Origin of the sequence: Pseudobutyrivibrio sp. ACV-2, from assembly GCF_900107545.1 — a bacterium.
Taxonomy (GTDB): Bacteria; Bacillota; Clostridia; order Lachnospirales; family Lachnospiraceae; genus Pseudobutyrivibrio.
In genome coordinates this window covers 184,508-210,211 of record NZ_FNQZ01000005.1, presented here as the reverse complement: position 1 = coordinate 210,211, position 25,704 = coordinate 184,508, and the positions used below count along the sequence as shown (strand labels likewise).

Annotated in this window: 27 protein-coding genes, 1 pseudogene and 1 riboswitch; of the genes and pseudogenes, 26 read left to right on the top strand and 2 right to left on the bottom strand. The window is 39.9% G+C overall.

Annotated features, from left to right (window positions below; all coding sequences use genetic code 11):
* Positions 1-53 precede the first annotated feature (53 nt).
* The 20 genes and pseudogenes from fucO to thiC all read left to right on the top strand — a co-directional run bounded on the left by fucO (position 54) and on the right by thiC (position 19,307).
* A complete protein-coding gene (gene fucO / locus BLV53_RS07665) occupies positions 54-1,202 on the top strand; it encodes a lactaldehyde reductase (protein ID WP_090299448.1) in 1,149 nt (382 codons plus the stop codon).
* 264 nt (positions 1,203-1,466) lie between these two features.
* Positions 1,467-5,390: a lipocalin-like domain-containing protein gene (locus BLV53_RS07660; protein ID WP_090299445.1), complete on the top strand. Its 3,924-nt coding sequence runs from the start codon at positions 1,467-1,469 to the stop codon at positions 5,388-5,390.
* A 195-nt stretch (positions 5,391-5,585) separates the two neighbouring features.
* On the top strand, positions 5,586-5,945 hold the full coding sequence (locus tag BLV53_RS07655; protein WP_242879050.1) for a phospholipase D-like domain-containing protein: 360 nt from the start codon (positions 5,586-5,588) through the stop codon (positions 5,943-5,945).
* Between the two features lie 94 nt (positions 5,946-6,039).
* Entirely contained in the window at positions 6,040-6,411 is a 372-nt protein-coding gene (locus tag BLV53_RS07650; protein ID WP_090299442.1) for a type II toxin-antitoxin system RelE/ParE family toxin, read from the top strand.
* Positions 6,404-6,997, top strand: a complete 594-nt coding sequence (locus BLV53_RS07645; RefSeq protein ID WP_090299439.1) for a HigA family addiction module antitoxin — start codon at positions 6,404-6,406, stop codon at positions 6,995-6,997. Before BLV53_RS07650 ends, BLV53_RS07645 begins: the two co-directional genes overlap by 8 nt.
* A gap of 138 nt (positions 6,998-7,135) precedes the next feature.
* Positions 7,136-7,543 (top strand): hypothetical protein, encoded by a 408-nt coding sequence (locus tag BLV53_RS07640; RefSeq protein ID WP_170830789.1) that lies wholly within the window; start codon positions 7,136-7,138, stop codon positions 7,541-7,543.
* 623 nt (positions 7,544-8,166) lie between these two features.
* Positions 8,167-8,655 (top strand): hypothetical protein, encoded by a 489-nt coding sequence (locus BLV53_RS07635; protein ID WP_090299433.1) that lies wholly within the window; start codon positions 8,167-8,169, stop codon positions 8,653-8,655.
* Positions 8,656-9,757: 1,102 nt separating this feature from the next.
* Positions 9,758-9,898, top strand: coding sequence for a hypothetical protein (locus tag BLV53_RS17000; RefSeq protein ID WP_170830788.1), 141 nt, complete (start codon positions 9,758-9,760; stop codon positions 9,896-9,898).
* Between the two features lie 64 nt (positions 9,899-9,962).
* Positions 9,963-10,139, top strand: coding sequence for a type II toxin -antitoxin system TacA 1-like antitoxin (locus BLV53_RS07630; protein ID WP_090299429.1), 177 nt, complete (start codon positions 9,963-9,965; stop codon positions 10,137-10,139).
* A 15-nt stretch (positions 10,140-10,154) separates the two neighbouring features.
* The gene (locus tag BLV53_RS07625) at positions 10,155-11,687 is read left to right on the top strand and encodes an Eco57I restriction-modification methylase domain-containing protein (protein WP_090299427.1); all 1,533 of its coding nucleotides are present in this window, start codon (positions 10,155-10,157) and stop codon (positions 11,685-11,687) included.
* A complete protein-coding gene (locus tag BLV53_RS07620) occupies positions 11,687-12,385 on the top strand; it encodes a PaeR7I family type II restriction endonuclease (RefSeq protein WP_090299425.1) in 699 nt (232 codons plus the stop codon). Before BLV53_RS07625 ends, BLV53_RS07620 begins: the two co-directional genes overlap by 1 nt.
* Before the next feature lie 364 nt (positions 12,386-12,749).
* Positions 12,750-12,863, top strand: a pseudogene (locus BLV53_RS17835) (hypothetical protein); the annotation flags it as partial.
* Between the two features lie 172 nt (positions 12,864-13,035).
* Positions 13,036-13,242: a hypothetical protein gene (locus BLV53_RS07615; RefSeq protein ID WP_207646224.1), complete on the top strand. Its 207-nt coding sequence runs from the start codon at positions 13,036-13,038 to the stop codon at positions 13,240-13,242.
* Between the two features lie 179 nt (positions 13,243-13,421).
* A riboswitch (TPP riboswitch) is annotated at positions 13,422-13,523 on the top strand.
* 99 nt (positions 13,524-13,622) lie between these two features.
* The gene (gene thiE, locus BLV53_RS07610; RefSeq protein WP_090299419.1) at positions 13,623-14,258 is read left to right on the top strand and encodes a thiamine phosphate synthase; all 636 of its coding nucleotides are present in this window, start codon (positions 13,623-13,625) and stop codon (positions 14,256-14,258) included.
* Between the two features lie 11 nt (positions 14,259-14,269).
* Positions 14,270-15,139, top strand: a complete 870-nt coding sequence (gene thiD / locus BLV53_RS07605) for a bifunctional hydroxymethylpyrimidine kinase/phosphomethylpyrimidine kinase (protein WP_090299416.1) — start codon at positions 14,270-14,272, stop codon at positions 15,137-15,139.
* A complete protein-coding gene (gene thiS / locus BLV53_RS17730) occupies positions 15,069-15,263 on the top strand; it encodes a sulfur carrier protein ThiS (RefSeq protein WP_090299413.1) in 195 nt (64 codons plus the stop codon). The genes thiD and thiS overlap by 71 nt, the downstream gene beginning before the upstream one ends.
* 3 nt (positions 15,264-15,266) lie before the next feature.
* The gene (thiF, locus tag BLV53_RS07595) at positions 15,267-15,899 is read left to right on the top strand and encodes a thiamine biosynthesis protein ThiF (protein ID WP_090299411.1); all 633 of its coding nucleotides are present in this window, start codon (positions 15,267-15,269) and stop codon (positions 15,897-15,899) included.
* 37 nt (positions 15,900-15,936) lie between these two features.
* The gene (locus BLV53_RS07590) at positions 15,937-16,704 is read left to right on the top strand and encodes a thiazole synthase (RefSeq protein WP_090299408.1); all 768 of its coding nucleotides are present in this window, start codon (positions 15,937-15,939) and stop codon (positions 16,702-16,704) included.
* 9 nt (positions 16,705-16,713) lie between these two features.
* Complete coding sequence (thiH, locus tag BLV53_RS07585) at positions 16,714-17,967, top strand: 2-iminoacetate synthase ThiH (protein WP_090299405.1); 1,254 nt, start codon at positions 16,714-16,716, stop codon at positions 17,965-17,967.
* A 35-nt stretch (positions 17,968-18,002) separates the two neighbouring features.
* A complete protein-coding gene (gene thiC, locus BLV53_RS07580) occupies positions 18,003-19,307 on the top strand; it encodes a phosphomethylpyrimidine synthase ThiC (RefSeq protein ID WP_090299401.1) in 1,305 nt (434 codons plus the stop codon).
* 180 nt (positions 19,308-19,487) lie between these two features.
* On the opposite strand, the gene BLV53_RS07575 is transcribed toward thiC, so the two are convergent.
* Positions 19,488-19,928 carry an Hsp20/alpha crystallin family protein gene (locus BLV53_RS07575; protein ID WP_090299399.1) on the bottom strand — a complete coding sequence of 147 codons (441 nt, stop codon included), beginning with the start codon at positions 19,926-19,928 and terminating at the stop codon, positions 19,488-19,490.
* Between the two features lie 303 nt (positions 19,929-20,231).
* Here BLV53_RS07575 and BLV53_RS07570 point away from each other — a divergent pair, with 303 nt between their 5' ends.
* The 5 genes from BLV53_RS07570 (at position 20,232) to BLV53_RS07550 (ending at position 23,842) form a co-directional block, all read left to right on the top strand.
* The gene (locus tag BLV53_RS07570) at positions 20,232-20,540 is read left to right on the top strand and encodes a hypothetical protein (protein ID WP_090299396.1); all 309 of its coding nucleotides are present in this window, start codon (positions 20,232-20,234) and stop codon (positions 20,538-20,540) included.
* Positions 20,541-20,729: 189 nt separating this feature from the next.
* Entirely contained in the window at positions 20,730-21,761 is a 1,032-nt protein-coding gene (locus BLV53_RS07565) for a metal ABC transporter substrate-binding protein (protein WP_090299393.1), read from the top strand.
* Positions 21,762-21,781: 20 nt separating this feature from the next.
* Positions 21,782-22,444, top strand: coding sequence for a metal ABC transporter ATP-binding protein (locus BLV53_RS07560; protein WP_090299390.1), 663 nt, complete (start codon positions 21,782-21,784; stop codon positions 22,442-22,444).
* Entirely contained in the window at positions 22,438-23,271 is an 834-nt protein-coding gene (locus tag BLV53_RS07555; RefSeq protein ID WP_090299388.1) for a metal ABC transporter permease, read from the top strand. The genes BLV53_RS07560 and BLV53_RS07555 overlap by 7 nt, the downstream gene beginning before the upstream one ends.
* A 7-nt stretch (positions 23,272-23,278) precedes the next feature.
* Positions 23,279-23,842, top strand: coding sequence for a hypothetical protein (locus tag BLV53_RS07550; protein WP_090299385.1), 564 nt, complete (start codon positions 23,279-23,281; stop codon positions 23,840-23,842).
* Between the two features lie 56 nt (positions 23,843-23,898).
* Here the strand turns inward: BLV53_RS07550 and BLV53_RS07545 are convergent, their stop codons facing one another.
* Positions 23,899-24,105, bottom strand: a complete 207-nt coding sequence (locus BLV53_RS07545) for a hypothetical protein (protein ID WP_090299383.1) — start codon at positions 24,103-24,105, stop codon at positions 23,899-23,901.
* Positions 24,106-24,483: 378 nt separating this feature from the next.
* Here BLV53_RS07545 and BLV53_RS07540 point away from each other — a divergent pair, with 378 nt between their 5' ends.
* On the top strand, positions 24,484-25,683 hold the full coding sequence (locus BLV53_RS07540; RefSeq protein ID WP_090299379.1) for a 2-hydroxyacyl-CoA dehydratase family protein: 1,200 nt from the start codon (positions 24,484-24,486) through the stop codon (positions 25,681-25,683).
* Positions 25,684-25,704: the final 21 nt, after the last annotated feature.

Genomic DNA, 25,704 nt, shown 5'->3' with positions numbered 1-25,704 from the left:
GGGGAGTGTTAATTATTTAACACACTAAAAAGTATAAAAAAGGAGTGTATGTTATGGCAAACAGAATTTCACTTAACCCAACATCTTATCATGGTGCTGGCGCAATCAGCGAAGTAGTAACAGAAATTAACAACAACGGATTTAAGAAGGCATTTGTTGCATCGGATCCAGACCTTATTAAGTTTGGTGTTACAGGAAAGGTTACAGACCTTCTTGATGCAGCAAAGATTCCTTATGAAATCTATTCAGATATCAAGCCAAACCCAACAATCGAAAATGTAAAGAATGGTGTAGAGGCATTCAAAAAATCAGGAGCAGACTGTATCGTAGCAATCGGTGGTGGTTCTTCAATGGACACATCAAAGGCTATCGGTATCATCATCACAAATCCAGAGTTTGCTGATGTTCGCTCACTTGAGGGCGTTGCACCAACAAAAAATCCATGTGTACCTATCATTGCAGTTCCAACTACAGCTGGTACAGCAGCAGAGGTTACAATCAACTATGTAATCACTGATGTTGAAAAGGAAAGAAAGTTCGTATGTGTTGACACACACGATATGCCTATCGTTGCAGTTGTTGACCCAGAGATGATGTCTTCAATGCCAAAGGGACTTACAGCAGCTACAGGTATGGATGCTCTTACACACGCTATCGAGGGCTACACCACAAAGGCAGCTTGGGAGATGACAGATATGTTCCATCTTGAAGCTATCCGTCTTATCTCAAAGAATCTTCGTGACGCTGTTGAAAATAAAAAGGAAGGCCGCGAGGGTATGGCTCTTGGCCAATACATTGCTGGTATGGGCTTCTCAAACGTAGGTCTTGGTATTGACCACGCTATGGCACATACACTTTCAGCTCACTATGACACACCACACGGTGTAGCATGTGCTATGTTCCTTCCAATCTCTATGGAGTTCAACCGTGAGTACACAGGTGAGAGACTTCGCGAGGTTGCTAGAGCAATGGGCGTAGAGGGCGTTGATAACATGTCACAGGAAGAGTATCGTGATGCAGCTATCGCAGCTGTTAAGAAGCTTTCTGAGGATGTAGGTATTCCAACAACTCTTGATAAGATTAAAGAGGAAGATTTAGATCAGCTTGCAACAGATGCTCTTAATGATGCATGCTACCCAGGTAATCCACGCGAGGCTACAAAGGAGCAGGTTATCGAAATGTTCCGTATGCTTATGGCATAAATTTATATTTTGCTATCAATCCATGGTTGAGAAATCAGCCATGGATTTTTTTTGTCCAAAAGATGTCAAAATATTATTCATAATAGACAAAAATACATCACAAAATACTAAAGTATTTTACAAAAATAAGTAGATTTGAGGAATAATACCCTATAACTATTGAATATATTGGCTGTTTGTTGTATAAAATGGATGAGAAGAGGATATATTTAAAATACTTTAGATATATCTAAAATTTGTAAAAGAAAGGTTTAAGGGGGAACGATGAAGAAGATTGCAAAACGGGCTATGGCTTTGACTATGGCAGCAGCTGTTGCAGCACCTGCTTTTCAGCTTTCCGGTGTGGGAACACTAGAGGCAAAGGCTGTTAATAGCATCGACAGGGTTATGGTTCATGACCCATCCATTTTTCAGTATGGGGACGATTATTATGTGTTTGGTTCTCATATCGCAACAGCAAAATCAAGTGACCTGGTAAACTGGAAACAGGTTTCTAGTGATTATCAGGATCCAAATGGAAACACAATCTATGGAAATTTAAAGGAAAATCTTGCTGAGTCATTTAAATGGGCTGGCTATGATGACGGAGATTGTTCTGGTGGCAATTATGCGGTATGGGCACCAGATGTAATCTACAATCCAAACTATGTTTGGAAGGATGGCCACAAGGGTGCATACATGCTCTACTACAGTGCATCATCTACATGGCGCAGATCCTGCATCGGCTACATGGTTTCTGACAGAGCTGATGGTGGCTACGAGTATGGCGGAACAGTAGTCTACTCTGGATTTACCAACACAGGCAAGGTGAATTACGACGGAAATAGTACCCGTGATACCACATACACAAATGACTATCTTCCATTCAATGACCTTATCGCAGAGGGCACAATTGATGGTGATGTTTCTACATGGAAGTGCTTCAACAAGGATGGCAGCTGGAATAATAATTATGCACCAAATGCCATCGATCCAACGCTTTTCTATGACGCAACAGGCGAGCATCTGTACATGGTATATGGTTCATGGTCAGGTGGTCTTTTCATCTTAGAGATTGACCAAAAGACAGGAGAGGCTATCTACCCAGGTAAAGATGGTGTGGAAGCCACAAGTGGAAATACAGTTGATCGTTACTTTGGCGTTCATATCGCAGGCAGCAATCATCAGTCAGGTGAGGGACCATACATCGAATATGACAAAAACACTGGATACTATTACATGTATGAAACCTACGGTGGACTTACCACTACAGGCGGCTACAACATGAGATTGTTCCGTTCTAAAAATGTATATGGACCATATGAGGATGCTTCAGGAAAGAATGCAGCAGGAAGCGGAGTGAACTGCTATCAGTATGGTACTAAATTGATTGGTAACTATCAGTTCTACGATCAGCCAGGCTACAGAGCAGCAGGTCACAACTCAGCACTTATTACAGATGATGGAAAATATTATCTGGTATATCATCAGAGATTTTTAGATGCATCCCGTGGCGAAGGTCATGAGGTCAGAGTTCATCAGCAGTTCTTGAATGAGGACGATTGGCTTGTAACAGCAGTTTATGAAAATAGAAACGAACTGATTCAGAAGTATACTGAGGAGGACGTAGTAGGAAGCTATGAGTTTATTAATCACGGCAATGCTGAAAAGGACGGCAGCATGCTTACTACACAGACTGTTTTATTAAACAGCGATGGAACTATTTCAGGTGATCAGAACGGCACATGGTCTATGAAGGATGGCGAGGATTACACCTATGTTACACTTGATATCGATGGTGCTACATACAAGGGTGTGTTCTTTGAACAGACTAACGACAATGGTGCTAAAACAATGACCTTCACAGCTATCGGCAATAACAATTTAGCTGTTTGGGGAAGTAAGTTTGAGCAGTCTGATGACCTTGTAGTAGGAAAGGTTGTAGAGCAGTTAAAGGATATTGTTCCTGATACAACAAGAGAAAACATTACTCTTCCAACAGAGCTTGCAGGTGCAACTATTGAGTGGTCATCTGACAATGAAGCTGTTGTTTCAGCAAAGGGTATTGTTGGTACCCCTGCAGAGGATACTACAGTAACTCTTACAGCTACTATCACATGTGGTGATGTTACAGAAACAGCAGACTACAAAGTTTTAGTATACGATGCTCCAAAGGTAATCGTTGGATATGACTTCGATGCTGTTGATGGAGAAAGCGTAGCTGCAACAAACGCTTCGCAGAAGAGCGACAGTGCAACACTTAAGGGCACAGCCTCAGTTGTAGAAGATGAAACCAGAGGAAATGTTTTAAAGCTTGAAAATACAGCTGGAAGCAAACAGGTAAATTATTTATCTCTTCCTGGTGATGTATTTGCAAATGTAGATAAGGCAGGTTACACAGTAAGCATGTGGGTAAATGTGGATTCAAGTACCTGGGAGCACAGCGCATTGTTTGAAGCTGACTGGCTTTCTGATGGTGCAACAACAGGCACATATCCAATGACAAGAATCGGTGCAAACCTTATAGGTCGTATCAATGCAAACGATTACTCAGATGCAGCTCCAGCAATAAGCTATGGTGAGCTTACAAATAAATGGCAGCTTGTAACTTACACAGTTGCCCCAAATGGTATCAAAGTCTATCTCAATGGCAACCAGATTGTTTATGACAAGAAGGACATTTCAAATTGCTTCTCAGGACAGGGTGCAGCTATCCAGAATGCAAACCATGTAATGGTTGGTGCTGGTGACATCTGGTCTGATGAGGATGTAAGAAATGCAATGTTTGACGATGTAAGAATCTATGACACAGCACTTACATCAACTGAAATTGAAAAGCTCTATGATGCTACTTATAAAGAAAACAAAGAAAAGGAAGAAATCGAGGAGCCTGAAAAGACTACAGATGAGGAAGAGCCAGAGGTAGAAGGTCAGACAAAGGTTTATGTCAGACTCGATAGAGAAGAGTTCCCTGAAAAGGCATTCTTACTTGGCACAGATGAAAATGGTAATGACATTTTTGGTGAGTCTGGTAAGGCAATGGCTCATATCGGTAATGGCTGGTATTCTGTAAATGTTCCTGATGAGATTCTTTACTCTGAGGACAAGGCTACAGATAAGGATGAGGAAGAATTAGAAGAGGAATTAGAGGAAGAGGATATAGAAGCACTCGAAGACTTGGAAGAGTTAGAGACTTCTGATGTAGAAAAGACAGAAGAGACAAAGTCTGATGCTTCAAAGACCGATGAAGAAGCTTCTAATGCAGAGGCTGAATCAAATGAGGATGCTGAAGTTTCTGAGAAATCAGAAGCTGGTGAAGAGGAGTCAGGCATCATCGAGGATATCGTAAATGCGGTTAAAGCAGTATTTGCACCAATGGAAGTAAAGGCAGAAGAGCACAATATTTTCAGTGAAGGTGTGGTACTTGCTATCAGCAATGGAAATGGATTTGTAAAAAATAACGTAAATGCGTTATTTACAGCTACACGTCCTAGCGAGTCTCAGCTTGTTGAAGAGGAGCCAAAGACAGAAAATCCAAAAACGGATGAGCCAGCAGCAGAAACTCCATCTACAGAAGAGCAAAAAACTGAGGAGCCAGCAAACACTTCAGACAATACACAGACTGGCACTACACAGCCTGCAGGTGAATCAGAGCAGCCAAGTACAACTACTCCAACAGAAACAGCTACTCCAACAAATAGCTCTGCTTCTGCAGGAAGCACATCAGGCTCATCATCAAGCAGAAGCTCATCAAGCAGTTCATCATCAAGTAGTGCAGCAACAAGCAGCTCATCTGCAGCTTCAAGTACTACATCAACAGCAGCTGCAGTTGACACAACAACCACTACAATTGCTGACACACAGGTACCTGCAGCAGGTGCTGTAACAAAGGTTGCAAGTGCTACAACAAGTAAGTCTTCAAAGGCTAAGTCAAATGCCGCAACTACAAAGACAGCTATAACTGATGAAACTACAGTTGATGACGAGGAAGAAATCGAGGTAGCTTCTGATTTAGAGGAAGAGGTTGAGACTAAAGAGGAAAAAGCTGAAGCAGAGAAGGATACAACAGCAATTGAAGAAGAGGAAGTTCCACAGGCAGTGGAAGAAACTGCTACAGAAAATAGCTTCCCAATAGTTCCAATAGTAGTTGTTGTAGTAATTCTTGCAGCAGCCGGAGCAGGATTTTATACCTACAGAAAAAGAGTATAAAATATAGCAAAAAGGACAAAAATAAAAACATAAGGTATTAATGACATAATTAACAAACTAACAAAGGAATAAGGCTGATAGGGCTATAAAGGGCTTCGGGGTTGTGTTCAAACACGGCTTCGGAGCTCTTTTATTGAAACGGAGGTTATGACCTATGAGTATGATGAAAAAGATTGAGTTTACAATCGAGAATTGATGGAGACAAAGAAATCAGTTGTAATCTCAAGCCCACGTATTAACACCAAGAAGGTTGAAAAGTTTGTAGAGATGCTGGCACCTAAGTATGAGCTTGGGGTGAATGTAACGATAGTAACCTGGCATCCAGACGCTTATGTATATGGCAAGGATTATGTAAGAATGGAACTGTTGGAGAGGTTAAGACGTGCAGGATTCGAGGTGAGACTTAGGAATGAAGACTGCGAGAGGTTTGCTGTTATTGATAATCAGGTTGTGTGGTATGGAAGCATTAATCTGCTATCAAAGGAAGATGCTGAGGATAATATCATGAGGGTGTGTGATGCTGAGATTGCGGCTGAGGTGTTGGAGTTGATGTAAGGATTGAACAAGTTGTTTGTAAGTTGACTTTTATAGTTCATCACAATATAATGAAATTACCTATCGGGTAATTTGTAATAATGGAGGTTAAACTTTGAAAATAGAATATGCTTCAACAAAAGTCGAAGCACAGTGTACTTCGTTGAAAGCGGCGCGAAAGCTTTTTGGTGGGGATAATGGATTGGCAGTTAGTTTAATGTCTAGAATTAATTCAATAAATTCTGCTGAGACAATAAAAGATATAGTGCTGCTACCTCCTTTACATTTTCATGCATTGAAGAATAAGGACGGTAAAAATCTGGATGGATATTTTGCGATTGATGTGAAATCTCGTAGAGAACCATGGAGAATAATATTACAGCCCTTAGATGATAATGGAGAACCATTTGTGCCATGTAATATTGATGAAATTGCTTCAAGCGTTAAGATAGTTGAGATATCGGAGGTAAGTAAACATTATGAGTAATTATATAGAATATAAAGATTCAATCGCATTTCATCCTGGATATTATATAAAAGAATTAATAGATGAAAGCGGATTAACACAAGAAGATTTTGCAAAAAGACTAGACACTACACCGAAGAATTTAAGTCTTCTTATTCGTGGAGAGCAAAGTTTATCCACAGATATTGCTATAAAGCTGTCTAGAATGTTAGGCACAAGTATCAGTTATTGGCAGAATCTACAGGATTCATATGATGCTGTTGCTGTACAGCTCGATTTAGAAGCAGATTATGAAGAAGAGAAAAAAATATTTGCGTTGCTAGATTATAAATATTTTAGAGAGTACTGCGGATTACCAGATTTGCCTAGAAAAATTGATGAGCAAATAAAAGTGACAAGAGAGTATTTGGGGGTGTCTTCTCTTAATGTTTTGGCTCTTCTTGTTCTGTCGGTGGTGTTTCTTCTTGTTGTAGGCCTTCTTCTTGGGTTTCTTATTGTTAGGTTGCTCGTACTGGTTCTCCTTGCTCTTCTGCTGGCCCTGGACCTTGACCATATCCGGTACGTGAATCAGATGTTTAGGTCTGCGGTGGTTTATGCGTTGATTTAATTCGGGCATCTTAGGGTCTTCTATTTTCATGTGATGGATTAATTTCGGGGATTGGTTGTTTTTTTCGTGGTACTGCTCAGTATGCTTTGTTTATTGCTTAGTGTTGCTGTGCTGTATTTGTGTGACGATGTCTTGTTAATGTTAATGGCTCTGAAGCTTTATTCAGTTCCGTTTTGGTTTATGTTGTTTTATGTGATTGGGCATTTTATGCTTGGGGATTTTGTTTTTTTGTTTGTAATGGTGCCGTTTCAGTCGGTGGTGATTGCGGTCGTGTTTTGGGTCGATTTGTTGATTCTGCCACTGTTGTATGTAGCTTTTCCACTGAGTTGGGATTTTTTTGTGTCTGTTTTGGTGGTTTTTGCGATGGTCATTGGTATGTTTCCTGGTATTGTTTTATTGTTGTTGGCAAATGGTGTGTTTGTTGTGTATGTCGGCTGGCGTTTGATATCGTTTTTGCTTATGTATAAGGTCGTTATTTTGCTATTGGTGATTGGTGTGGGCAGGTTATTCATTTCAATACTGTTGCTTTTGTGGTTGCTCTGTTAGCTGCGGTAGCCGGACTATTTTTTAGATGATCTGTGCTATTTGTTGGTTGACGTTCTGCTGTTACATCTTGTGTTGAGCCTTGTGTTTTAATACAGCGTGTGTTCTTTTGTTATTCTGCACGTGTTTTCTGCTGTACTTGTGTTTGTTGTTCGTCTTTTTGAACGCTAATTTGGTGGTTTTATTGATAATTGTTGCTTGTGTGTGGTTTTGCTTATATTGATTGTTTATGCTTGCGGTTCTATTTCGTAGGCTGTGTTTATGTCCCATCTGCCTAGGGTTTTTATACTACTTCTGCTCCGACTGCATCGTTTTTTTAATTTTGCGCTTTGTATTTTCCTTTTGATGGTGGTTGTTCTGGTTTTTTTTCAGCATTATCTATCTGTGGATGTGTTAAATGTCTAAGTGGTGTTTTATGTGGTTTTTCAGTGTTAGTGTTTGGTGTCGTTACTTGTTGTGTGTTTTATTTTTGCTCTGCGGGCTTTTTTGGTTGTCTTTTTTTCTTTGGTATGTTAAGAGACAGATCTTTGGCTTCTATTATTTATTTCGGGACGTCGAGTTGGTTTTCGATCTTTGTGGGTTCTGTTCTTGAATTTGTTTCTCCTTTATCTGGATAAGTTTGGCCTTTGGGTAAGTCGGTGACGGTTGTTTGTGATGTTGCTTTTGAAATCTGTTATTTTGCTCTTTGTGGTGCTGTTGCTGTTGTTTGCGGTTTTTTGGTTTCTTTTCTAGATGTTCTAGTATTCGTTTGTTACGTTCTGGGCATTCGGGGTTTTTCGTCTGCGGCTGCTTTTGTTGTTGTTGATTTTGTCCTCTTATCGCGTTGTTATGCTTTGTGTGATTTTGTCCGTGATCCTTTTTGCGTTGGTAGTTTTTTTGTTTTTGGTGCTGCGGCCGGGTCGGCTTATGTTGTTTTTGTTGTCATTTATGTTTCTTTCTCTAAGTTTTTTGATTTTGTATGTGGTGTTTTATTCTTTTGTTCCTTGATGGTTGACCTTTGTTGCTTGCCCCCTTTCGGAAATTTTTCCGGATTGGATTGGCCCTTGGTGCTTGATCCGATGTGGTCAATTAAAGCTGCAAAGCCAGTAAAAAAGGCTTTGCAGCTTATTCTTTAATTGGAAAAACGCAGTTTTTCGCAATAGGGCCACTTACGGTATTTCACTATCACATAAAACATAGAGCGAATCAAAGTAAATATTTTTCTGCCTTCTGAACGTAACCCTGACACGAAAATTCCCTCGATTCTACATGCTACATGCCATCTAGAGTCAAATCCGACACGTATAATTCTTTTTATCCTAATATTACGTGTCATTAGCCTAACTATTTGACACGAAAAATCCTTTCAATCCCCTTTCCACGTGCTTTCTAGTTCCGATTTGGGCACGTGAATTCTATTTTTCCCTCTATCTTCGTGCTTTCTAAAGGTAACCCCGACACGAAAATTCCCTCGATTCCACATGCTACATGCCATCTAGAGTCAAATCCGACACGTATAATTCATTTTATCCTAATATTACGTGTCATTAGCCTATCTATTTGACACGAAAAATCTTTTCAATCCCCTTTTTACGTGTTTTCTAGTTCTGATTCGGGCACGTGAATTCTATTATTCCCTCTATCTTCGTGAAACAATGGTGCCTGACCCCAATGTGGGCAACATAACGTCAACTTAGGGGTGGAAGTTGCATGCTCTCCGTGAAAGGTGAATTATTCGGCTCAATAAATCATAAGTATTTGCTGCTTAAAGATGAATCTAGACACTACAAGTAAACCAGACCGGCGTAACGTTCTGGCTTCATTTTATATAATATTTAGTTAGAAAGCTACCTTCTTATTTCTGAAGTGGGTTCGACAAATAGCTTTATTCTTTTTTCGCGGGAAGTAGCGGATGTCTTGGGATGTCAAAGAGAAGATATGAAAAGGGAACGAGGAAAATGCCGGTAAGTGTGGCGATCAAGCTGGCAAAGTTTTATCTGGTATTCCTGCGTTATGTTTTGTTATGAATTGTTATCCCCACGTTATTGATTGTGAATTTATCAGGGTAAAAACCTGTGATATTGTTATAATGTACCAAAGCATATGAGTGATGCATCGCTCACCGGTACATTTTTTTTGCAAAAGAATACGATAGCTTAAAACGTCAGGCTGGACATGAAGTCCTGTGCTGGCGTTTTTTGCGTTCAAAAACACAATCCAAAGAAAAGAGGATGAAAAATGGATTTTGAAACTTTTAAGGAGGAGCGTGTAAACCTCAATGCCGGTAAACTCTTTGAGGAGTACGCCCTTCCGTTCTGTTCCGTGCCAGAATCACTATTGGAGAACAAGAGGGCAGACCGTGAAAAGAGCAGAAGATAAGCGTGGGTAAATGTATTCAAAATGTTCCACGAAAATGGTAGACTAATCTAGGAGGAATATGTATATGGATAAAGAAATAAAGACCTATTCAATGAGCATACGTGTAAGTAGTGAAGAACTTGATAAGTTGAAACGAGCAGCTCGATTAGAGGCTTATTCTTCATATAGTGAATTTGTTAGAAGGACAGCTTTATTAGAAGCCGAAGAAATAATTCAGAAAAAATCTGGTGAAATAAAATAAATGAGGTGATGTTGTTTGAATAAAAAAAACAATGGATGTATTTATACAAAACAATGGGTAGTTGATATGATGTTAGACTTATGTGGCTATACATCTGAAAATAATCTTTCTTTAATGACAATAGTAGAGCCTAGTTGTGGCGAAGGAAGTTTTGTAATTGAAATAGTTGATAGATTATGTAAGTCATGCAAAAAGTATCAAATTGAGCCATTAAAAATGCTTGGATGTATAAGGGCATACGACATTGATAAAGATGCATTGGCTATGGTACGCAAAACTGTAACAGAGTTGTTAGGTAAGTACCAAATAGAGCAAGCTCTTGTTAATAATTTACTGTATGATTGGTTCAGAGAAGAAGACTTTATTGAAGCAAATATTGATAAGGCTGATTTAGTAATAGGTAATCCACCATATATCAGAGCTACGGATATATCTAAAGAGCTTAGACGTGCTTATAGTAAAGCATTAGATACTTTTACTATGGGGACAGATATGTATATTGCCTTTATGGAAAAAGGATTAAAAACTTTGAATGAATCCGGAAAGCTATGTTTTATCTGTTCAGATAGATGGCAAAAAAATCAGTCGGGTGTAAAATTTAGAGAATTCTTAAAGAATAATGATTTGTATTTGAGCTTTAACTGTCAAATGCATGATGTTGAAGCTTTTGAGCAGGATGTAACTGCATATCCGTCCATTTCGCTTATTCAACGTGGTATGAGTGAGAAAGTTGATATTACTTGTAACTCGACTTTTGATTGTGTAAGCGCCAAAAAAATAGTAGATAACTTTAGCAAAGGAATATGCGATACAGATTCAAAGTCGTTTAACTACATCATTTCAAATGATAATCAAAAGATTCTAGATTTTCCAACAATAGAGGAAGCTGGGATTTCGATGGGAATTGGAATAGCAACAGGTAAGGATGCTGTTTTTATTACGGAAGATCCTAATGTAGTTGAAGAAGATAGGTTAGTCCCATTAGCTTATGCGAGAGATATTAAAGATTATCACTTTCCAGCTAAACCAATTAAATGGTTAATAAATCCTTGGGAAAACGGAAACCTTGTGAAACTTGATGAATATCCTAAACTTAGAAATTATTTTTATGAGCACGAGGATGAATTAAAAGGAAGACATGTAGCTAAAAAGTATCCTGATAAATGGTTTAGAACCATCGACAAACTTAATACTGAACTTCAAAGGCAAGAAAAACTTTTAATTAGAGATATGTCTAATATGACTGAACCAATATATGAAGATGGACATTATTATCCGCATCATAATTTATATTGGATGACTTCTGATATATGGGATGTAGAAATTTTAGGAGGAATTCTTTTATCTGATGTTGTTTATAAAATGATGGAACAAAATAGTGTAAAAATGCGTGGTGGCGTAATTAGGAATCAAGCACAGTATTTACGAAAGTTAAGAGTTCCTCAATATTCATCTATTAGTGATGAAGATAAGGTAAATCTAAAAAAAGCCTTTAGGGACAGAGATAGAACAAAGGCAACAAAAATATGTGAAAGGTTGTATGGATAATGGAAAAAGAATTAGAAGAGGCATTGTTTCAAGTCTTCGATTTAGAAGTATCTGCCGCAGAAAATCAAAAACTACGCGGAAGTTCTGACCAAGGTTTGAGAGCAGGAGTAACATCTGGAAAACATTTAGACCCATTAGCAGAATATATTGCCAACAAATTGGTTTCATATGGCATAGATAAAGCAGATATTTGCACGGGAAGTAGTGGAATGGAGATACCAGGATGGTATCGTCCGAATAAGCAATGGGATATTTTAGCTTTTGATGGTAAGGCTCTTGTAAGTGCTATTGAACTTAAATCTATAGGTAGTTCTTATGGAAACAATTTTAATAATAGAACTGAAGAAGCGTTGGGCTCAGCGACAGATGCCTCTGCAGCTGTAAAGTACAATATGTTTGTAAATGAGCAACCGCCTGCTTTTGGATATGTTATGGTAGTTCGTTCGGATGAAAAATCTCGTAGTATTATTGAAAGGATACCAGAGCCACATTTCAAGGTTGATTCTGCTTTCTATCAAAATAGTTATTTGGATAGATTTAGGATTATGTGCACGCGTATGTTGAGTGAAAAATTATATGATGCAATATGGTTAGTGTTTATCGATACAGAAAAACGTACAATTGAGGAACCAGTCAAAGCATTGTCATTTGACAAATTTATGTTGAAATTAAAGACTCAAGTAGAATTGTTTAAATAAGGCAATAATTGCTTCATGGCACTTTAGATTAGAAATAGTCTAAGGTGCTTTTTTATTTACGGCGGTTGTGATCATAACGTAACACCCGCCTTTTTACTTTATAGAGTGAATTTGCTGCTTGGGAGCCTATGTTTGTATATTGATGAGAATCGAGAATCCCGTTGAGAGAGAATTTTATCAGCGTCAATGCATTGATGAAAGGTGGGATGTTACATCATTAAATAGACAGAAGAAGAGTGCTTTATTTTTAAGACTACATTTATGCGAACCTGTTCTCTACCTATGTAGTCGCGTACTCAACAGTAGAGGGCAATGCAAGGGTAGTATCTGCTGGCTCTTCAAGTAGCCAGGTAGCACAGTTTACAAGGTTTCAAACCCTTCAAATGGATGTATTCTTTATACCATTTCAAAGACAGAGGCAGATGCCCTTACAAATTCAGGCTACACCTGCCAGGAGGCTGAGTTTGTAGTCTATTAAAAATTTAATATAGGGTACATTCTAGTGTTAATCCCCGGGGTGGCGCGCCTGGCGCTGCCTCGGGGATTTTTAGGATTATAGGTAAATTATCTATTTTAATGCCAGCGTGATAGATATGGATTTGACATTACGAGACATTATCTAACATTGCCGAAAAGTGGCAATGTTCAGTTTGGGAACAAAGCAAAACCTTTCATTTAACAAGGATAACTATAATCAGGACGATACGATGGTTTGTTGCAGGCTATGGTCAGGAAAAGATAAAGTTGGAACAGTTTTAGATACTGCACGCTATATTGGATCTTTGGCGAAAGTATTTTCAAATGCTTTGAATTTTATAGAGAGAAATACAAAAACAGCTTGGGCAAAAGTTTTGTGAACGGGTTGACAGTAGAGACTTGCCGGTTTATTTAATTATGATAGGTCTTTATACAAATTATAAAGAGATTAAGGACAGCCTAGATTTTAGCTGAAGCTGCTTGACGACAGAAAATTAAAATGAATGAATTAAAAAATATGTTGCATATTACACGGAAATGATGCATTATATTAAAGAATTGAATAGACGGGAGCTTGTAAACAGGCTGAGAGGAAGGTGTGACCTTCGACCGAGAACCTGATTTGGATAATGCCAACGTAGGGATGCCATATTTTTAATTGTGTGTAAATATTTATGGAAGCCATTTGAGAAATCAGGTGGCTTCCTTTTTTTGTTGCCAGTTTACACCTGGTAAATCATGAATGAGGTTAGGAGGAGAAATGGATTTTAACACTGAATTGTATTTCATCACGGATAGCACTCTATACGAGAGGGATGAGTTTCTGTTTCGCGTGGAGGAAGCATTGAAGGGGGGAGTTACTTTGATGCAGCTTCGTGAAAAAAACAGAACCACAAAGGAATACATTGAGCTGGCAGAAGCTGTGCATGCTATTTCTAAAAGATATAATGTGCCCCTGATTATTGATGACAGAGTAGATGTAATGCTGGCTGTTGATGCCGAGGGGGTTCATGTTGGAGCAGAGGATATGCCACTTGCTACAGCTAGAAAAATAATCGGCCCCGATAAAATCTTGGGAGCTACTGCTAAAAGGGTGGATGTGGCAAAGGCTGCATACGAGGCAGGGGCTGATTATCTGGGAGTGGGGGCGATATATCCCACTACCACAAAGGTGAAGACAGTTCTGACATCTACTGACACTTTAGATGCAATCTGCAAGGCTGTGCCTATTCCTGTCAATGCTATTGGTGGGCTGAACCCTTCCAATATGGATGTTTTGAAAGGAATTAGTATCGCCGGAGTCTGTGCAGTGTCGGCAATAATGAAGGCTGATTCCCCAAAGGTGGCAGCCCAGGAAATGAAAGTGAAATTTGAGGAGTTACGAAAAGAGGCATAAGGAGAGAGGTTATGAAAGTTGTTTTATCAATAGCTGGTAGTGATAGTAGTGGTGGGGCTGGAATTCAGGCAGATTTAAAAACCATGACTGCCCACGGCGTATATGGCATGACAGCAATTACAGCGATGACGGCTCAAAATACTACAGGAGTTCTTCAAATCGAGGAGGTCAGTACAAAATTTTTAGAGAAGCAAATCGATGCATGTCTGGTGGATATTCCTGCTGATGCAGTGAAAATAGGAATGCTTCCGTCGGCTGAACAGGTGAGGGTGGTTGCAAGAAAGCTTAAGGAGTATGGTGCAAAAAATATTGTGGTAGATCCTGTAATGGTTGCAACAAGTGGTAGCAGGCTTATGAGAAATTCCACAGAAAGGGTTATGGCAGATTTACTTTTCCCGCTTGCCACAGTTATCACACCAAACATTCCAGAGGCTGAAGTGCTCATGGACAGTCGCATTGTAGATAAAATCGGAATGGAAAAAGCCGCCATCACTCTGGGGAGAGAGTACGAATGCAGCGTGCTTATAAAAGGCGGTCATAGTGTGGCTGATGCCTGCGACGTGCTGTATGACAGAGGCAAAATCACCTGGTTTGAAGGAGAAAAAATAGATAGCGAGAACACCCATGGGACTGGCTGTACACTTTCAAGCGCCATAGCATCAAACTTGGCTTTGGGATATTCCCTAAAGGATTCAATACAAAAATCAAAGGATTATATCACAGCCGCCATAGGAGCAGGACTGAATTTAGGAAGGGGCTGCGGACCACTCAATCACATGGTTGGAATAGATAATGTAAAAGGAGGAAAAGATGGTTCAGATAAATGGCAAACAATACGAAGTAGCAGGAAGAACGGTCGAGAGCTTTCTACAGGAACTTGAGTATGATTTCAGAACAATAGCCGTGGAACTTAACGAGGAAATAATTCCAAAGGTAAGTTATGGACATGTGACCATGCAGGATGGTGATGTGATGGAGGTTGTAAGCTTTGTTGGAGGAGGCTGATAAATGATTACAAAAGAGGAGTTTTATCAGGCTCTAGTGGCTAGGCATGGTCTTGAAAATCAAAGAAAGTTTGATGAGGCTTGTGTGGCAATCTGTGGCCTGGGAGGCTTAGGTTCAAACATCGCTATATGCCTTGCAAGGGTTGGGATAGGAAAACTCATATTGATAGATTTTGATGTGGTGGATGTAACAAATCTACACAGGCAGCAATACAAAATAACACAGGTTGGAGAGCCAAAGACCGAGGCTTTAAAAGACAATCTTTTGGAAATAAATCCATTTATAGATATAGACATACATCAGGTAAAGCTGGATGAAAAAAATACAGCCCCACTAATAAAAGATGCAGATGTAGTATGTGAAGCCTTTGATAAGGCAGAGTGCAAATCAATGCTTGCGGATATCGTATTTACGAATTATCCGGATAAGTATCTTGTGTCTGGCTCTGGAATGGCTGGATTCTCTAGTGTCAATGATATTGTCACAAGAAAAATCACTTCAAAATTTTATGTATCAGGAGATGGAGTAAGTGATGTGAATGATGGCATAGGTCTTGTGGCATCGCGTGTTATGACCTGCGCAGGCCATGAAGCCCATATGGTTATTAGTCTTTTGAGGGGAGAAATAACAGCCTGATATAAGGGTATTTTATGTAAAGGGAAAGGATAAAGAAATGGAAAATGACAAACTGGTAATCGGCGGAAAAGAATTTGATTCAAGATTCATCCTTGGCTCAGGTAAGTATTCAATGAAGCTTATTGAGGCTGCTGTAAAGGATGCAGGGGCACAGATTATTACCCTTGCAGTCAGAAGAACAAACACAAAGGATGAGGAAAATATTTTAGATTATATTCCAGAAAACGTAACTCTTTTACCAAACACAAGCGGGGCTAGGGATGCTAAGGAGGCTGTCAGAATAGCTCGCCTTGCCAGAGAGCTTGGCTGTGGAGATTTTGTAAAGGTGGAGATTATGAAGGATAGCAAATATCTGCTGCCTGATAATAATGAGACCATCAAGGCCACTGAAATCTTGGCAAAGGAAGGCTTTGTGGTAATGCCATATATGTACCCGGATTTGTATGCAGCCAGAGAACTTCAAAATGTAGGTGCAGCTACAATCATGCCACTTGCCTCGCCAATCGGCTCAAACAAGGGGCTTGCCACAAAAGAATTTATCCAGATTTTAATAGACGAAATAGATTTACCAATTATTGTGGACGCAGGTATCGGAAGACCTTCCCAGGCCTGCGAGGCAATGGAAATGGGTGCAGCAGCCATAATGGCAAACACTGCTCTTGCTACAGCAGGAGATTTAACAATGATGGCCTCAGCCTTTAAAAATGCCATTGAAGCAGGTCGGAAGGCTTATCTTGCAGGACTTGGTAGAGTGCTCACAAGAGGAGCAGCCGCTTCAGATCCTCTAACAGGATTCTTACACTAGGAGGCTGTCATGGAAAATAATTTTTTAATAGATTCTGATTTGCTTACGGAATCCGGCCTAAATAGAAAGCATCAAATAGAGACTGACCCATCCAGCAGAATCAATCATATGGAATATCTCCCAGGGATGGATGTAATAGAATCGGATATTCGAAAATGCGTTATGGAGCATTTTGATTCCTATGATTATAGCAAGTACACAGCAAAGGATGTAAAGCGTGCTCTTGATAGTGACAGATGTACCATAGAAGATTTCAAGGCCCTATTATCTCCTGCAGCAGAACCTTTCTTAGAGCAAATGGCAATAAAGGCCCAGAAGGAGACAAGCAAGCACTTCGGAAATACGGTATATCTTTTTACCCCACTATATATAGCAAATTATTGCGAGAACTACTGCGTGTATTGCGGCTTTAATTGCTACAACAAAATAAAAAGATTAAAGCTTGATTTTGACCAGATTGAGCATGAAATGAAGGTTATATCTGACAGTGGCATGGAGGAAATACTGATATTGACAGGAGAAAGCCCTACAAAATCAGATGTGAAATACATCGGGGAAGCCTGTAAGATTGCCAGAAAATATTTCAAGATGGTTGGAATAGAAATCTATCCTGTAAATGTGGAGGACTACAGATATCTTCACGAATGTGGAGTGGATTATGTGACTGTGTTCCAGGAGACATATGACAGCGATAAATACGAGACACTTCATCTCATGGGCAATAAAAGAATATGGCCATACAGATTTGATGCCCAGGAGCGTGCACTTATGGGTGGCATGAGAGGTGTAGCTTTTTCAGCACTACTTGGCCTTTCAGATTTTAGAAAGGATGCATTGGCATCAGCACTTCATGTGTACTATTTGCAGAGAAAATATCCACATGCAGAAATGTCTCTTTCCTGCCCAAGACTTCGTCCTATCATCAATAACGACACCATCAACCCTTTGGATGTGGGCGAAAAGCAGCTTTGCCAAATCATATGTGCCTACAGAATTTTCCTGCCTTTCTGTGGTATCACAGTTTCATCCAGAGAGACTGCAGAATTTAGAAATGGCATTGTAAAAATCGCTGCCACCAAAGTATCCGCAGGCGTATCCACAGGTATTGGGGATCACGAGGAAAAATATACAGGCAAACAGGAAGAGGAATCAGGTGATGAGCAGTTTGAAATTTGCGATGGAAGAAGCCTAAATTCCATGTATTCAGACATCACTGCAGAAGGACTTCAGCCGGTATTTAATGACTACGTTTACGTAGGATAATCATAAACGAAACGCTAAAAGGAGAATAATAGATAATGAGAGAATATACAACACAGATGGATGCAGCCCGCCAGGGGATAATCACACCTGAGATGAAGCAGGTAGCTTTGAAGGAATATCGCACCCCTGAAGAAATCAGAGATTTGGTTGCAAAGGGCCAGGTGGCAATCCCTGCCAATAAAAACCACAAATGCATCAATCCAGAGGGCGTGGGCAGCATGCTTCGCACAAAGATAAATGTAAACCTTGGAGTATCTCGTGATTGCAAGGATTACAATGTGGAGATGGAAAAGGTTATGGCTGCAGTTGATATGGGGGCAGAGGCCATCATGGATTTATCCAGCCATGGCAACACACAGCCATTTAGAAGAAAGCTCGTGGAGGAGTGCCCTGCAATGCTTGGAACAGTGCCTATCTACGATAGTGTTATTCATTATCAGCGTGACCTTGCTACACTTACAGCAAAGGATTTTATCGATGTAGTGCGCCTTCATGCTGAGGATGGTGTGGATTTTGTAACTCTCCACTGTGGAATTACTAGAAAGACCATTGACCAGATTAAAAAGCACAAAAGAAAGATGAATATAGTATCTCGTGGTGGATCACTTGTGTTTGCATGGATGACCATGACTGGTGAGGAAAATCCATTTTATGAATACTATGATGAGATTCTTGAGATTTGTCGAGAGTATGATGTGACAATTTCACTTGGTGATGCCTGCCGTCCTGGCTGTCTTGCAGATGCCAGCGACGTATGTCAGATAGAAGAGCTTGTTAGACTTGGAGAGCTTACAAAACGCGCATGGGAAAAGGATGTTCAGGTAATGGTTGAGGGACCTGGTCACATGCCAATGGATGAAATCGCAGCCAACATGAAGATTCAGCAGAAGATTTGCATGGGTGCGCCATTCTATGTACTTGGACCACTTGTAACAGATATTGCACCAGGCTACGATCACATTACATCTGCCATAGGTGGAGCCATTGCGGCTCAAAATGGTGCAGCCTTCCTGTGTTATGTTACACCTGCGGAACACCTTGCCCTTCCAAATGTAGATGATGTAAAACAGGGAATCATAGCATCAAAAATCGCAGCCCATGCAGCAGATATTGCAAAAAAGATTCCTCACGCCATGGATATGGACAACAAAATGGCTGAGGCACGCCAGCGCTTCGACTGGGATACTCAGTGGGACTGCTCCATCGACCCTGAAACAGCACGTGGCATCAGAGCCGACCGCGCCCCAGAGTTCGACGACACCTGCTCTATGTGCGGAAAATTCTGCGCCGTCCGCAGCATGAACAAGGCACTTTCTGGAGAATATATAGATATTATATAGCCTTCCCCTTGAGGGAAGAGATAATGGTTTAGCGTTATCTGCCACCCCGCAATATGCCTTCCCCTTGAGGGGAAGGTGCCGAAGGCGGATGAGGTGTTGTACCTATAAGATATATATAAATAAAAGGCACCCCAAAAACTGAGGTGCCTTTAACAAACACTTTAATTAATTATTCAAATATTATCCTTCAATAGCTATATATCTACTTTCTTCCTTCTGAGGAATAGCCTCCTTCTTTGGAATGCTCAAGCTAAGCACTCCATCCTTAAATGCTGCATGAATATCTTCCTGAGTAACCTGATCGCCTACATAGAAGCTTCGACTGCAAGAACCTGTGTAGCGTTCGCGGCGGATGTATTTACCATCGTCATCCTGCTCATCGTTGTTCTGATTTGTCTCAGCTTTGATGGTGAGATAGCCATCATTCAGCTCTGCTTTGATATCTTCTTTTGCAAAACCAGGAAGGTTCATATCTACTGTGTATCCATTTTCTGTTTCCTTAACATCAGTGGTCATCATTCTGGCAAAGCTGTCATCGTAGCTGTGACCGAAACCAGTCATACGTGGAACATTAAAGAAATCATCCATAAAATCATTTGATAAAATACTAGGCATTAACATAATTACTACCTCCTCATATATGAATATTGTTATAATCCCGTTTGCTGGCTGAGAATCATTTTGCTAAAGCTATCTCAGCTTGGTTGGTTTAGGAACTTTTCTTTGTTCCTTTGTTGTAACTACGTTATACACCCTCGGTTAGCACTCGTCAAGTTTGAGTGCTAATAATTTATAATTATTTTATATTTAATTTATAAATAGTCAGACAATGTCTCGATAAACATTGAATAAAAAAATATTGCTATTCCAAATTATTATGTTATGATTAAGGCGCAATCAAATTGTTTAATAAAGGGCAGAAAAATGAGAAATGATAAGAGACTTAACAGCATAGTTTCTTTAGTAGCTATTTTGGCTACTGTTTTTGTTGTGCTTGTTTCTGGGCTGTTTCTCGCTGAAAATGCCAATCATCACTGTAATGATGAGGCCCACTGTCCTGTTTGTTCTCTCATAGTTCAGTGTGAGAAAAATATCAAAACAATTGGTTCAGGTCTTATAATTGCACTTGTGGCAGCTATGGTGTTAGTGACCATGGCGGAAACCACTGCTCATCTCAAGTATCAGTCTGTTCAGACTACACTTGTATCCCAAAAGGTTAGATTAGATTCTTGAATACTTAAATGGAATGATAATTGTGGCCTATTTAAGGAATAGTCTGCAAAAACCTATATCCCTACTTAGGGTGAGTAGGCTTTATTTTGCTACCATTTTTGTACACGAGAAAGGATTTAATCAATGAAAAATAAAAACTTAATATCGAAGGTGTTCACTAGAAGACTGTTTGCTAAAAGCAGGAGAACTATGCCTGTTTTTGCGGGTTTAATGCTTATAGCAGGCATATTTGTTGGCTGCGGAGCATCAGGCACTGAGGGGACAGTGGATGGAAATTCCACTAAGCTAGAGTCTTCTTCAGAGGCTACAGTTGAACCAGCAGCTGCTGACACCATCTCTGTTGTAACCACCATTTTCCCTGAGTATGACTGGGCGCGCGAAATCTCAAATGGTGTTTCAAATGTTGAGATTACAATGCTTTTAGACAATGGTGTTGACCTACACAGCTACCAGCCTACTGCCGAAGACATCATGAAAATCGCTACCAGTGATGTGTTTATCTATGTAGGTGGCGAGTCAGATGAATGGGTGGAGGATGCCCTGAAGGAAGCCACTAATAAGGATATGCAGGTGGTAAATCTTCTGGAAGCCTTAGGCAGCGATGTCAAGGAAGAGGAAGTAGTAGAGGGTATGGAAGCTGAAGAAGAGGAAGAAGAAGGTGAAGGCGAGGAGGAAGAAGGCCCAGAATATGATGAGCATGTATGGCTTTCACTTTCTAATGCCCAGACTCTCGTAGATACAATCGCTGAAGCTATGGGAAAAGCGGATTCTGCAAATGCCAGCACCTATCAGTCAAATGCGAAATCCTACAATGAAAAGCTTAATGCACTTGATTTGGAATATCAGGATGTTGTTAAAGCTGCGGCAGGAGACACGCTTTTATTTGGTGACAGATTCCCATTCAGATACATGGTAGATGACTACAACCTTGATTATTATGCAGCATTTGTTGGATGCTCCGCAGAAACCGAAGCCAGCTTTGAAACTATTACTTTCCTTGCGGGCAAAATGGATGAGCTAAATCTTGGCAGTATTTTAACCATTGAAAATTCAGACCAAAAGATTGCTAAAACAATAGTCGATAATACAAAATCAAAGGATGCCAAAATCCTTTCTATGGATTCGATGCAATCTACCACCTCTGATGATGTGGCAAATGGGGTCACATATTTTAGCATAATGGAAAGCAATAAAGCAGTCTTGGAAGAGGCTTTAAATTAGTAATAGAAAGGTAGTTTTAAATGGCAATACTGACAGTAAGGAACTTGGCGGTGGGATATGACCGCAGAAGTGTTCTTGAAAATATAGATTTTGAAATCAGCGCGGGAGATTATTTTTGCATTGTGGGGGAAAATGGTTCAGGTAAAACAACCCTGATGAAAACTATATTGGGGCTGATATCTCCTGTATCAGGGATGATAGAATACGGAGATAATCTTGAAAGAAAACAAATTGGTTACCTACCTCAGCAGACAGACGCACAGCGAGATTTTCCTGCATCTGTGTACGAGATTGTGCTGTCAGGTTGTCAGAACGGTCTTGGAAATAGATTTTTCTATAGCAGTAAGCAAAAGGCTTTAGCCCTGAAACAGATTGATAAAATGGGACTAACTAATCTGAAAAACAGATGCTATAGAGAATTATCAGGAGGACAACAACAGCGAGTGTTACTTGCTAGAGCATTGTGTGCCACCTCAAGGGTTCTGCTTTTAGATGAGCCAGTATCGGGCCTTGATCCACAGATGACAGAGGAAATGTATCAGCTAATTCACGGCCTTAACGAAGAGGGGCTTACCATAATAATGATTAGCCACGATTTGGATAATGTAAAAAAATATGCAAATAAGATTTACGGGGTTCCATCAGAAGGCAGTAATCAGGAAGGAGGAATGCAGGTATGTTAGAAAAATTGACCATGTATTTAGCCTTTCCATTTGTTAGATATGCGCTGATTGTTGGCGTACTTATTGCTTTATGTTCTTCGTTACTTGGCGTCACTTTGGTATTAAAGCGGTACTCCTATATAGGCGATGGACTTTCACATGTAGCCTTTGGCGCTTTAGCTATAGCCAGTGTCTTAAACCTGACCAATAAAATGATTATCATTTTACCAGTCACAGTGCTGAGTGCGATTTTGCTCCTAAAAAATGGAACAAACACAAAGGTAAAGGGTGATGCAGCTATAGCTATGATTTCTGTTGGCGCCCTTGCTTTTGGCTATCTGCTTATGAATATTTTCCCTACATCCTCAAATGTTTCTGGGGATGTTTGTACCACGCTGTTTGGTTCCACCTCCATCCTCACACTCACCAAGGAGGAGGTATGGATAAGTGGAGTTCTTTCAGTGGTAGTAGTTTTTATATTTATATTTTTGTACAACAGGATTTTTGCAGTGACCTTTGATACAAATTTTGCAAATGCAGTAGGAACAAATGTAGATTTTTATAACCTTTTAATTGCCACAATCACCGCTGTAATTATAGTGTTGGCCATGAATCTGGTAGGCTCTTTGCTTATATCTGCACTTGTTATTTTCCCTGCTTTGTCAGCTATGAGTGTGTTGAAAAGCTTCAGGGCTGTTACTTTTTTTTCAGCCGTTGTATCGGTGGTGTGTGCATTTTTAGGCATTATCATTTCGATTTTGGCAGGTACACCTGTGGGTTCCACTATAGTTGCGGTAGATGTAGTATTATTTGCGGTTTGTCATGTGATAGGAAAAATCAGAGGGTAAGAAATTTATGAAGAGAGTAAATTATATATTAATGGTAGGATTTATGGCAGCAATGCTTGTAGCCTGCGGAAATGTAAGTAGTGTGGCGGCTGAGAAATCCGATATTACTGAGACTACAGACTTGGCGGATTTAGCAGAGACTTCAGGTGCCTCAACCGATGAAACCTTGATTTTTGATTCAAAGGAGCAGACCTCTACAGATGAATATGAAAGCGCACCAGATGCATCTGTCGATTTAGACCTTACAGCGCTATCATCCACATTTGTATATGCCGAGGTGTACAACATTGTTATGGAACCCTTGGCCTATGTAGGACAAACTGTAAAAATGGAAGGTTCCTGCAGTGTTTATGTAGATGAAGAAACAGGCAAACAATACTATGCCTGTCTGATTCAGGATGCAACACAGTGCTGTGCTCAGGGGCTTGAGTTTGTTTTGGATGAAAATGAATATTCATCAGAGGATTATCCAGAGCCTGGAGATGAAATTGTGTTGAAAGGGACATTTGATACTTATGATGAAAATGGCAACCAGTATCTAACGCTGACAGGAGCCACATTAGTAGAATAAAGACTTTTATATAATAAAAGGCATCCCACGGGGGATGCCTTAAATTATCTATAATATTAAGCGAAGAAATGAACGAATCCAGCCTCAATCCAAAGAGCAGCAATAACTACAACACTTAAGATGATTCCGCCAACAGCTCTGATTAATGAATGAGTATCGTCAAGGTTTGCTGATCTTTTAGCGTAGCCAGCGTTAATTGCAATATAATAAACAAAAAATAAGGTTACAGCTGAAAATACAACAAGCATAATAAGATTTAACATCGATTGGTCCTTTCTTTAAAACATATACACAACAATTCCTTTTAACAACTGTTAAGTATAATACAGGCCAATGGATATTAGTTCAATTGTTATAATTCACATAATTTTAACAATTAATACATAAGATTATAACATATTAGTGAACAAATCATAAAACAGCCACATTTATCAGTCTGTGTAGTCAAATGCAGTAAGATTCCAATACCAAGAACACATATCCTCATCTCATAATATAACAATAGAATATATAGTGTTGTCTATTAGATGCTGGCACCATATTTAGCCATTATTTATACACATAATGCAAAAACTGGATTGTACGTTATTCATAATACTGATAAAATAATTATTAGAATATCTTTATCCGGGAGAAGTATCGTGAAAGATCTTAAACATCTCTATTATTTTGAAAAGCTTCTAGAAGAATCATACAATGATCTTGCCAGACAAGGGCAGGCAGACGGCAACATCGCTATTGGTCATGTATGTTTTCAGATTCCGGAACCTCTGTTAAATTTACCAGGTTGTTTTTCTGTTCGTCTTCGAGCACCGCGCACTGGGTCCATCGAAATGGGCACCTACTATCTTAGTTCCACATTGTGTGAAGCCTGCAGGGCCTACCTTGAGCGAGCCATCGAGGGTGGCTTTAATTTTTTGGATTGCATTATTGCACCCGATGCCTGCGCCCAGATGAATAGATGTGTTGAAAATATAGAACACCTTGAGTTGATTAATAAAGACAATTTTTTTGTAAGCTATGCAGATGTTCCTATGAAGGATGATGAAACTGCATTAAAGCATTATATAAAGCAAATGCGAATCCGCATATTAGAACCCTTGTCTAAGCGTTTTGGCATAGATGTTTCAGACGAGGCTTTAAGGAGAGCCGTTGAGGAACAAAATGAAATAAGCAGGCTTCTTACTGCAATAGGAGATTATCGTAAATGCGAATCTCCCAAAATAACTGGCTATGAATTTGCCGTACTTTGTCTGGTGAGCTTCAGCTGCCCTAAATATCTAATCAAAGATAAGCTGACAGAAACGCTTGAAGAAATAAAAAACAGAGAGCCTGACAGCCCAGACAAATATCGTATACGCGTAGTAATGGTGGGCTCAGAAATTGATGACCCTGAATTCATACAGCTGGCCGAGGAATGTGGAGCTCTTGTTGTAGCAGACAGATATTGCTTTGGTTCACTTCCAGGCAGGCAGGAAATCATTTTAAATGATGAGGAGGATGCCCTCACCCAGATTTGTCGCACCTATCTGAAATGGGGCAAGTGTCCTCGATTTTTCAATCAGGAAAAAATCATGGAACGTCGTGAATACGTGGATTGGTTGGCAAAGGAGTATCATGCTGACGGCCTCATCTACGAGCAAATCAAATTCTGTGATTACTGGGGCTATGAGAGAGCGGCAGGCTTTCATATTATGGATGAAGAATACGGCTGGCCTGTGTTATCAGTAGACCGGCCATATTCGGTACGTTCTTCTGGACAGCTTCGCACCAGAATACAGGCCTTTGTAGAGCGTGTGGAGATTAAAAAGCTTGCAAGAGCAAAGGCTGAAAAAGAATGATAGTGGATGATGTATTGGTGG

Bases quoted from the DNA above. Each gene is read 5' to 3' on its own strand.
- fucO (WP_090299448.1), top strand. From the start codon at position 54: ATGGCAAACAGAATTTCACTTAACCCAACATCTTATCATGGTGCTGGC.
- BLV53_RS07660 (WP_090299445.1), top strand. From the start codon at position 1,467: ATGAAGAAGATTGCAAAACGGGCTATGGCTTTGACTATGGCAGCAGCT.
- BLV53_RS07655 (WP_242879050.1), top strand. From the start codon at position 5,586: ATGGAGACAAAGAAATCAGTTGTAATCTCAAGCCCACGTATTAACACC.
- BLV53_RS07645 (WP_090299439.1), top strand. From the start codon at position 6,404: ATGAGTAATTATATAGAATATAAAGATTCAATCGCATTTCATCCTGGA.
- BLV53_RS07640 (WP_170830789.1), top strand. From the start codon at position 7,136: ATGTTAATGGCTCTGAAGCTTTATTCAGTTCCGTTTTGGTTTATGTTG.
- BLV53_RS17000 (WP_170830788.1), top strand. From the start codon at position 9,758: ATGGATTTTGAAACTTTTAAGGAGGAGCGTGTAAACCTCAATGCCGGT.
- BLV53_RS07630 (WP_090299429.1), top strand. From the start codon at position 9,963: ATGGATAAAGAAATAAAGACCTATTCAATGAGCATACGTGTAAGTAGT.
- BLV53_RS07620 (WP_090299425.1), top strand. From the start codon at position 11,687: ATGGAAAAAGAATTAGAAGAGGCATTGTTTCAAGTCTTCGATTTAGAA.
- thiE (WP_090299419.1), top strand. From the start codon at position 13,623: ATGGATTTTAACACTGAATTGTATTTCATCACGGATAGCACTCTATAC.
- thiD (WP_090299416.1), top strand. From the start codon at position 14,270: ATGAAAGTTGTTTTATCAATAGCTGGTAGTGATAGTAGTGGTGGGGCT.
- thiS (WP_090299413.1), top strand. From the start codon at position 15,069: ATGGTTCAGATAAATGGCAAACAATACGAAGTAGCAGGAAGAACGGTC.
- thiF (WP_090299411.1), top strand. From the start codon at position 15,267: ATGATTACAAAAGAGGAGTTTTATCAGGCTCTAGTGGCTAGGCATGGT.
- BLV53_RS07590 (WP_090299408.1), top strand. From the start codon at position 15,937: ATGGAAAATGACAAACTGGTAATCGGCGGAAAAGAATTTGATTCAAGA.
- thiH (WP_090299405.1), top strand. From the start codon at position 16,714: ATGGAAAATAATTTTTTAATAGATTCTGATTTGCTTACGGAATCCGGC.
- thiC (WP_090299401.1), top strand. From the start codon at position 18,003: ATGAGAGAATATACAACACAGATGGATGCAGCCCGCCAGGGGATAATC.
- BLV53_RS07575 (WP_090299399.1), bottom strand. From the start codon at position 19,928: ATGTTAATGCCTAGTATTTTATCAAATGATTTTATGGATGATTTCTTT.
- BLV53_RS07570 (WP_090299396.1), top strand. From the start codon at position 20,232: ATGAGAAATGATAAGAGACTTAACAGCATAGTTTCTTTAGTAGCTATT.
- BLV53_RS07565 (WP_090299393.1), top strand. From the start codon at position 20,730: ATGCCTGTTTTTGCGGGTTTAATGCTTATAGCAGGCATATTTGTTGGC.
- BLV53_RS07560 (WP_090299390.1), top strand. From the start codon at position 21,782: ATGGCAATACTGACAGTAAGGAACTTGGCGGTGGGATATGACCGCAGA.
- BLV53_RS07555 (WP_090299388.1), top strand. From the start codon at position 22,438: ATGTTAGAAAAATTGACCATGTATTTAGCCTTTCCATTTGTTAGATAT.
- BLV53_RS07550 (WP_090299385.1), top strand. From the start codon at position 23,279: ATGAAGAGAGTAAATTATATATTAATGGTAGGATTTATGGCAGCAATG.
- BLV53_RS07545 (WP_090299383.1), bottom strand. From the start codon at position 24,105: ATGTTAAATCTTATTATGCTTGTTGTATTTTCAGCTGTAACCTTATTT.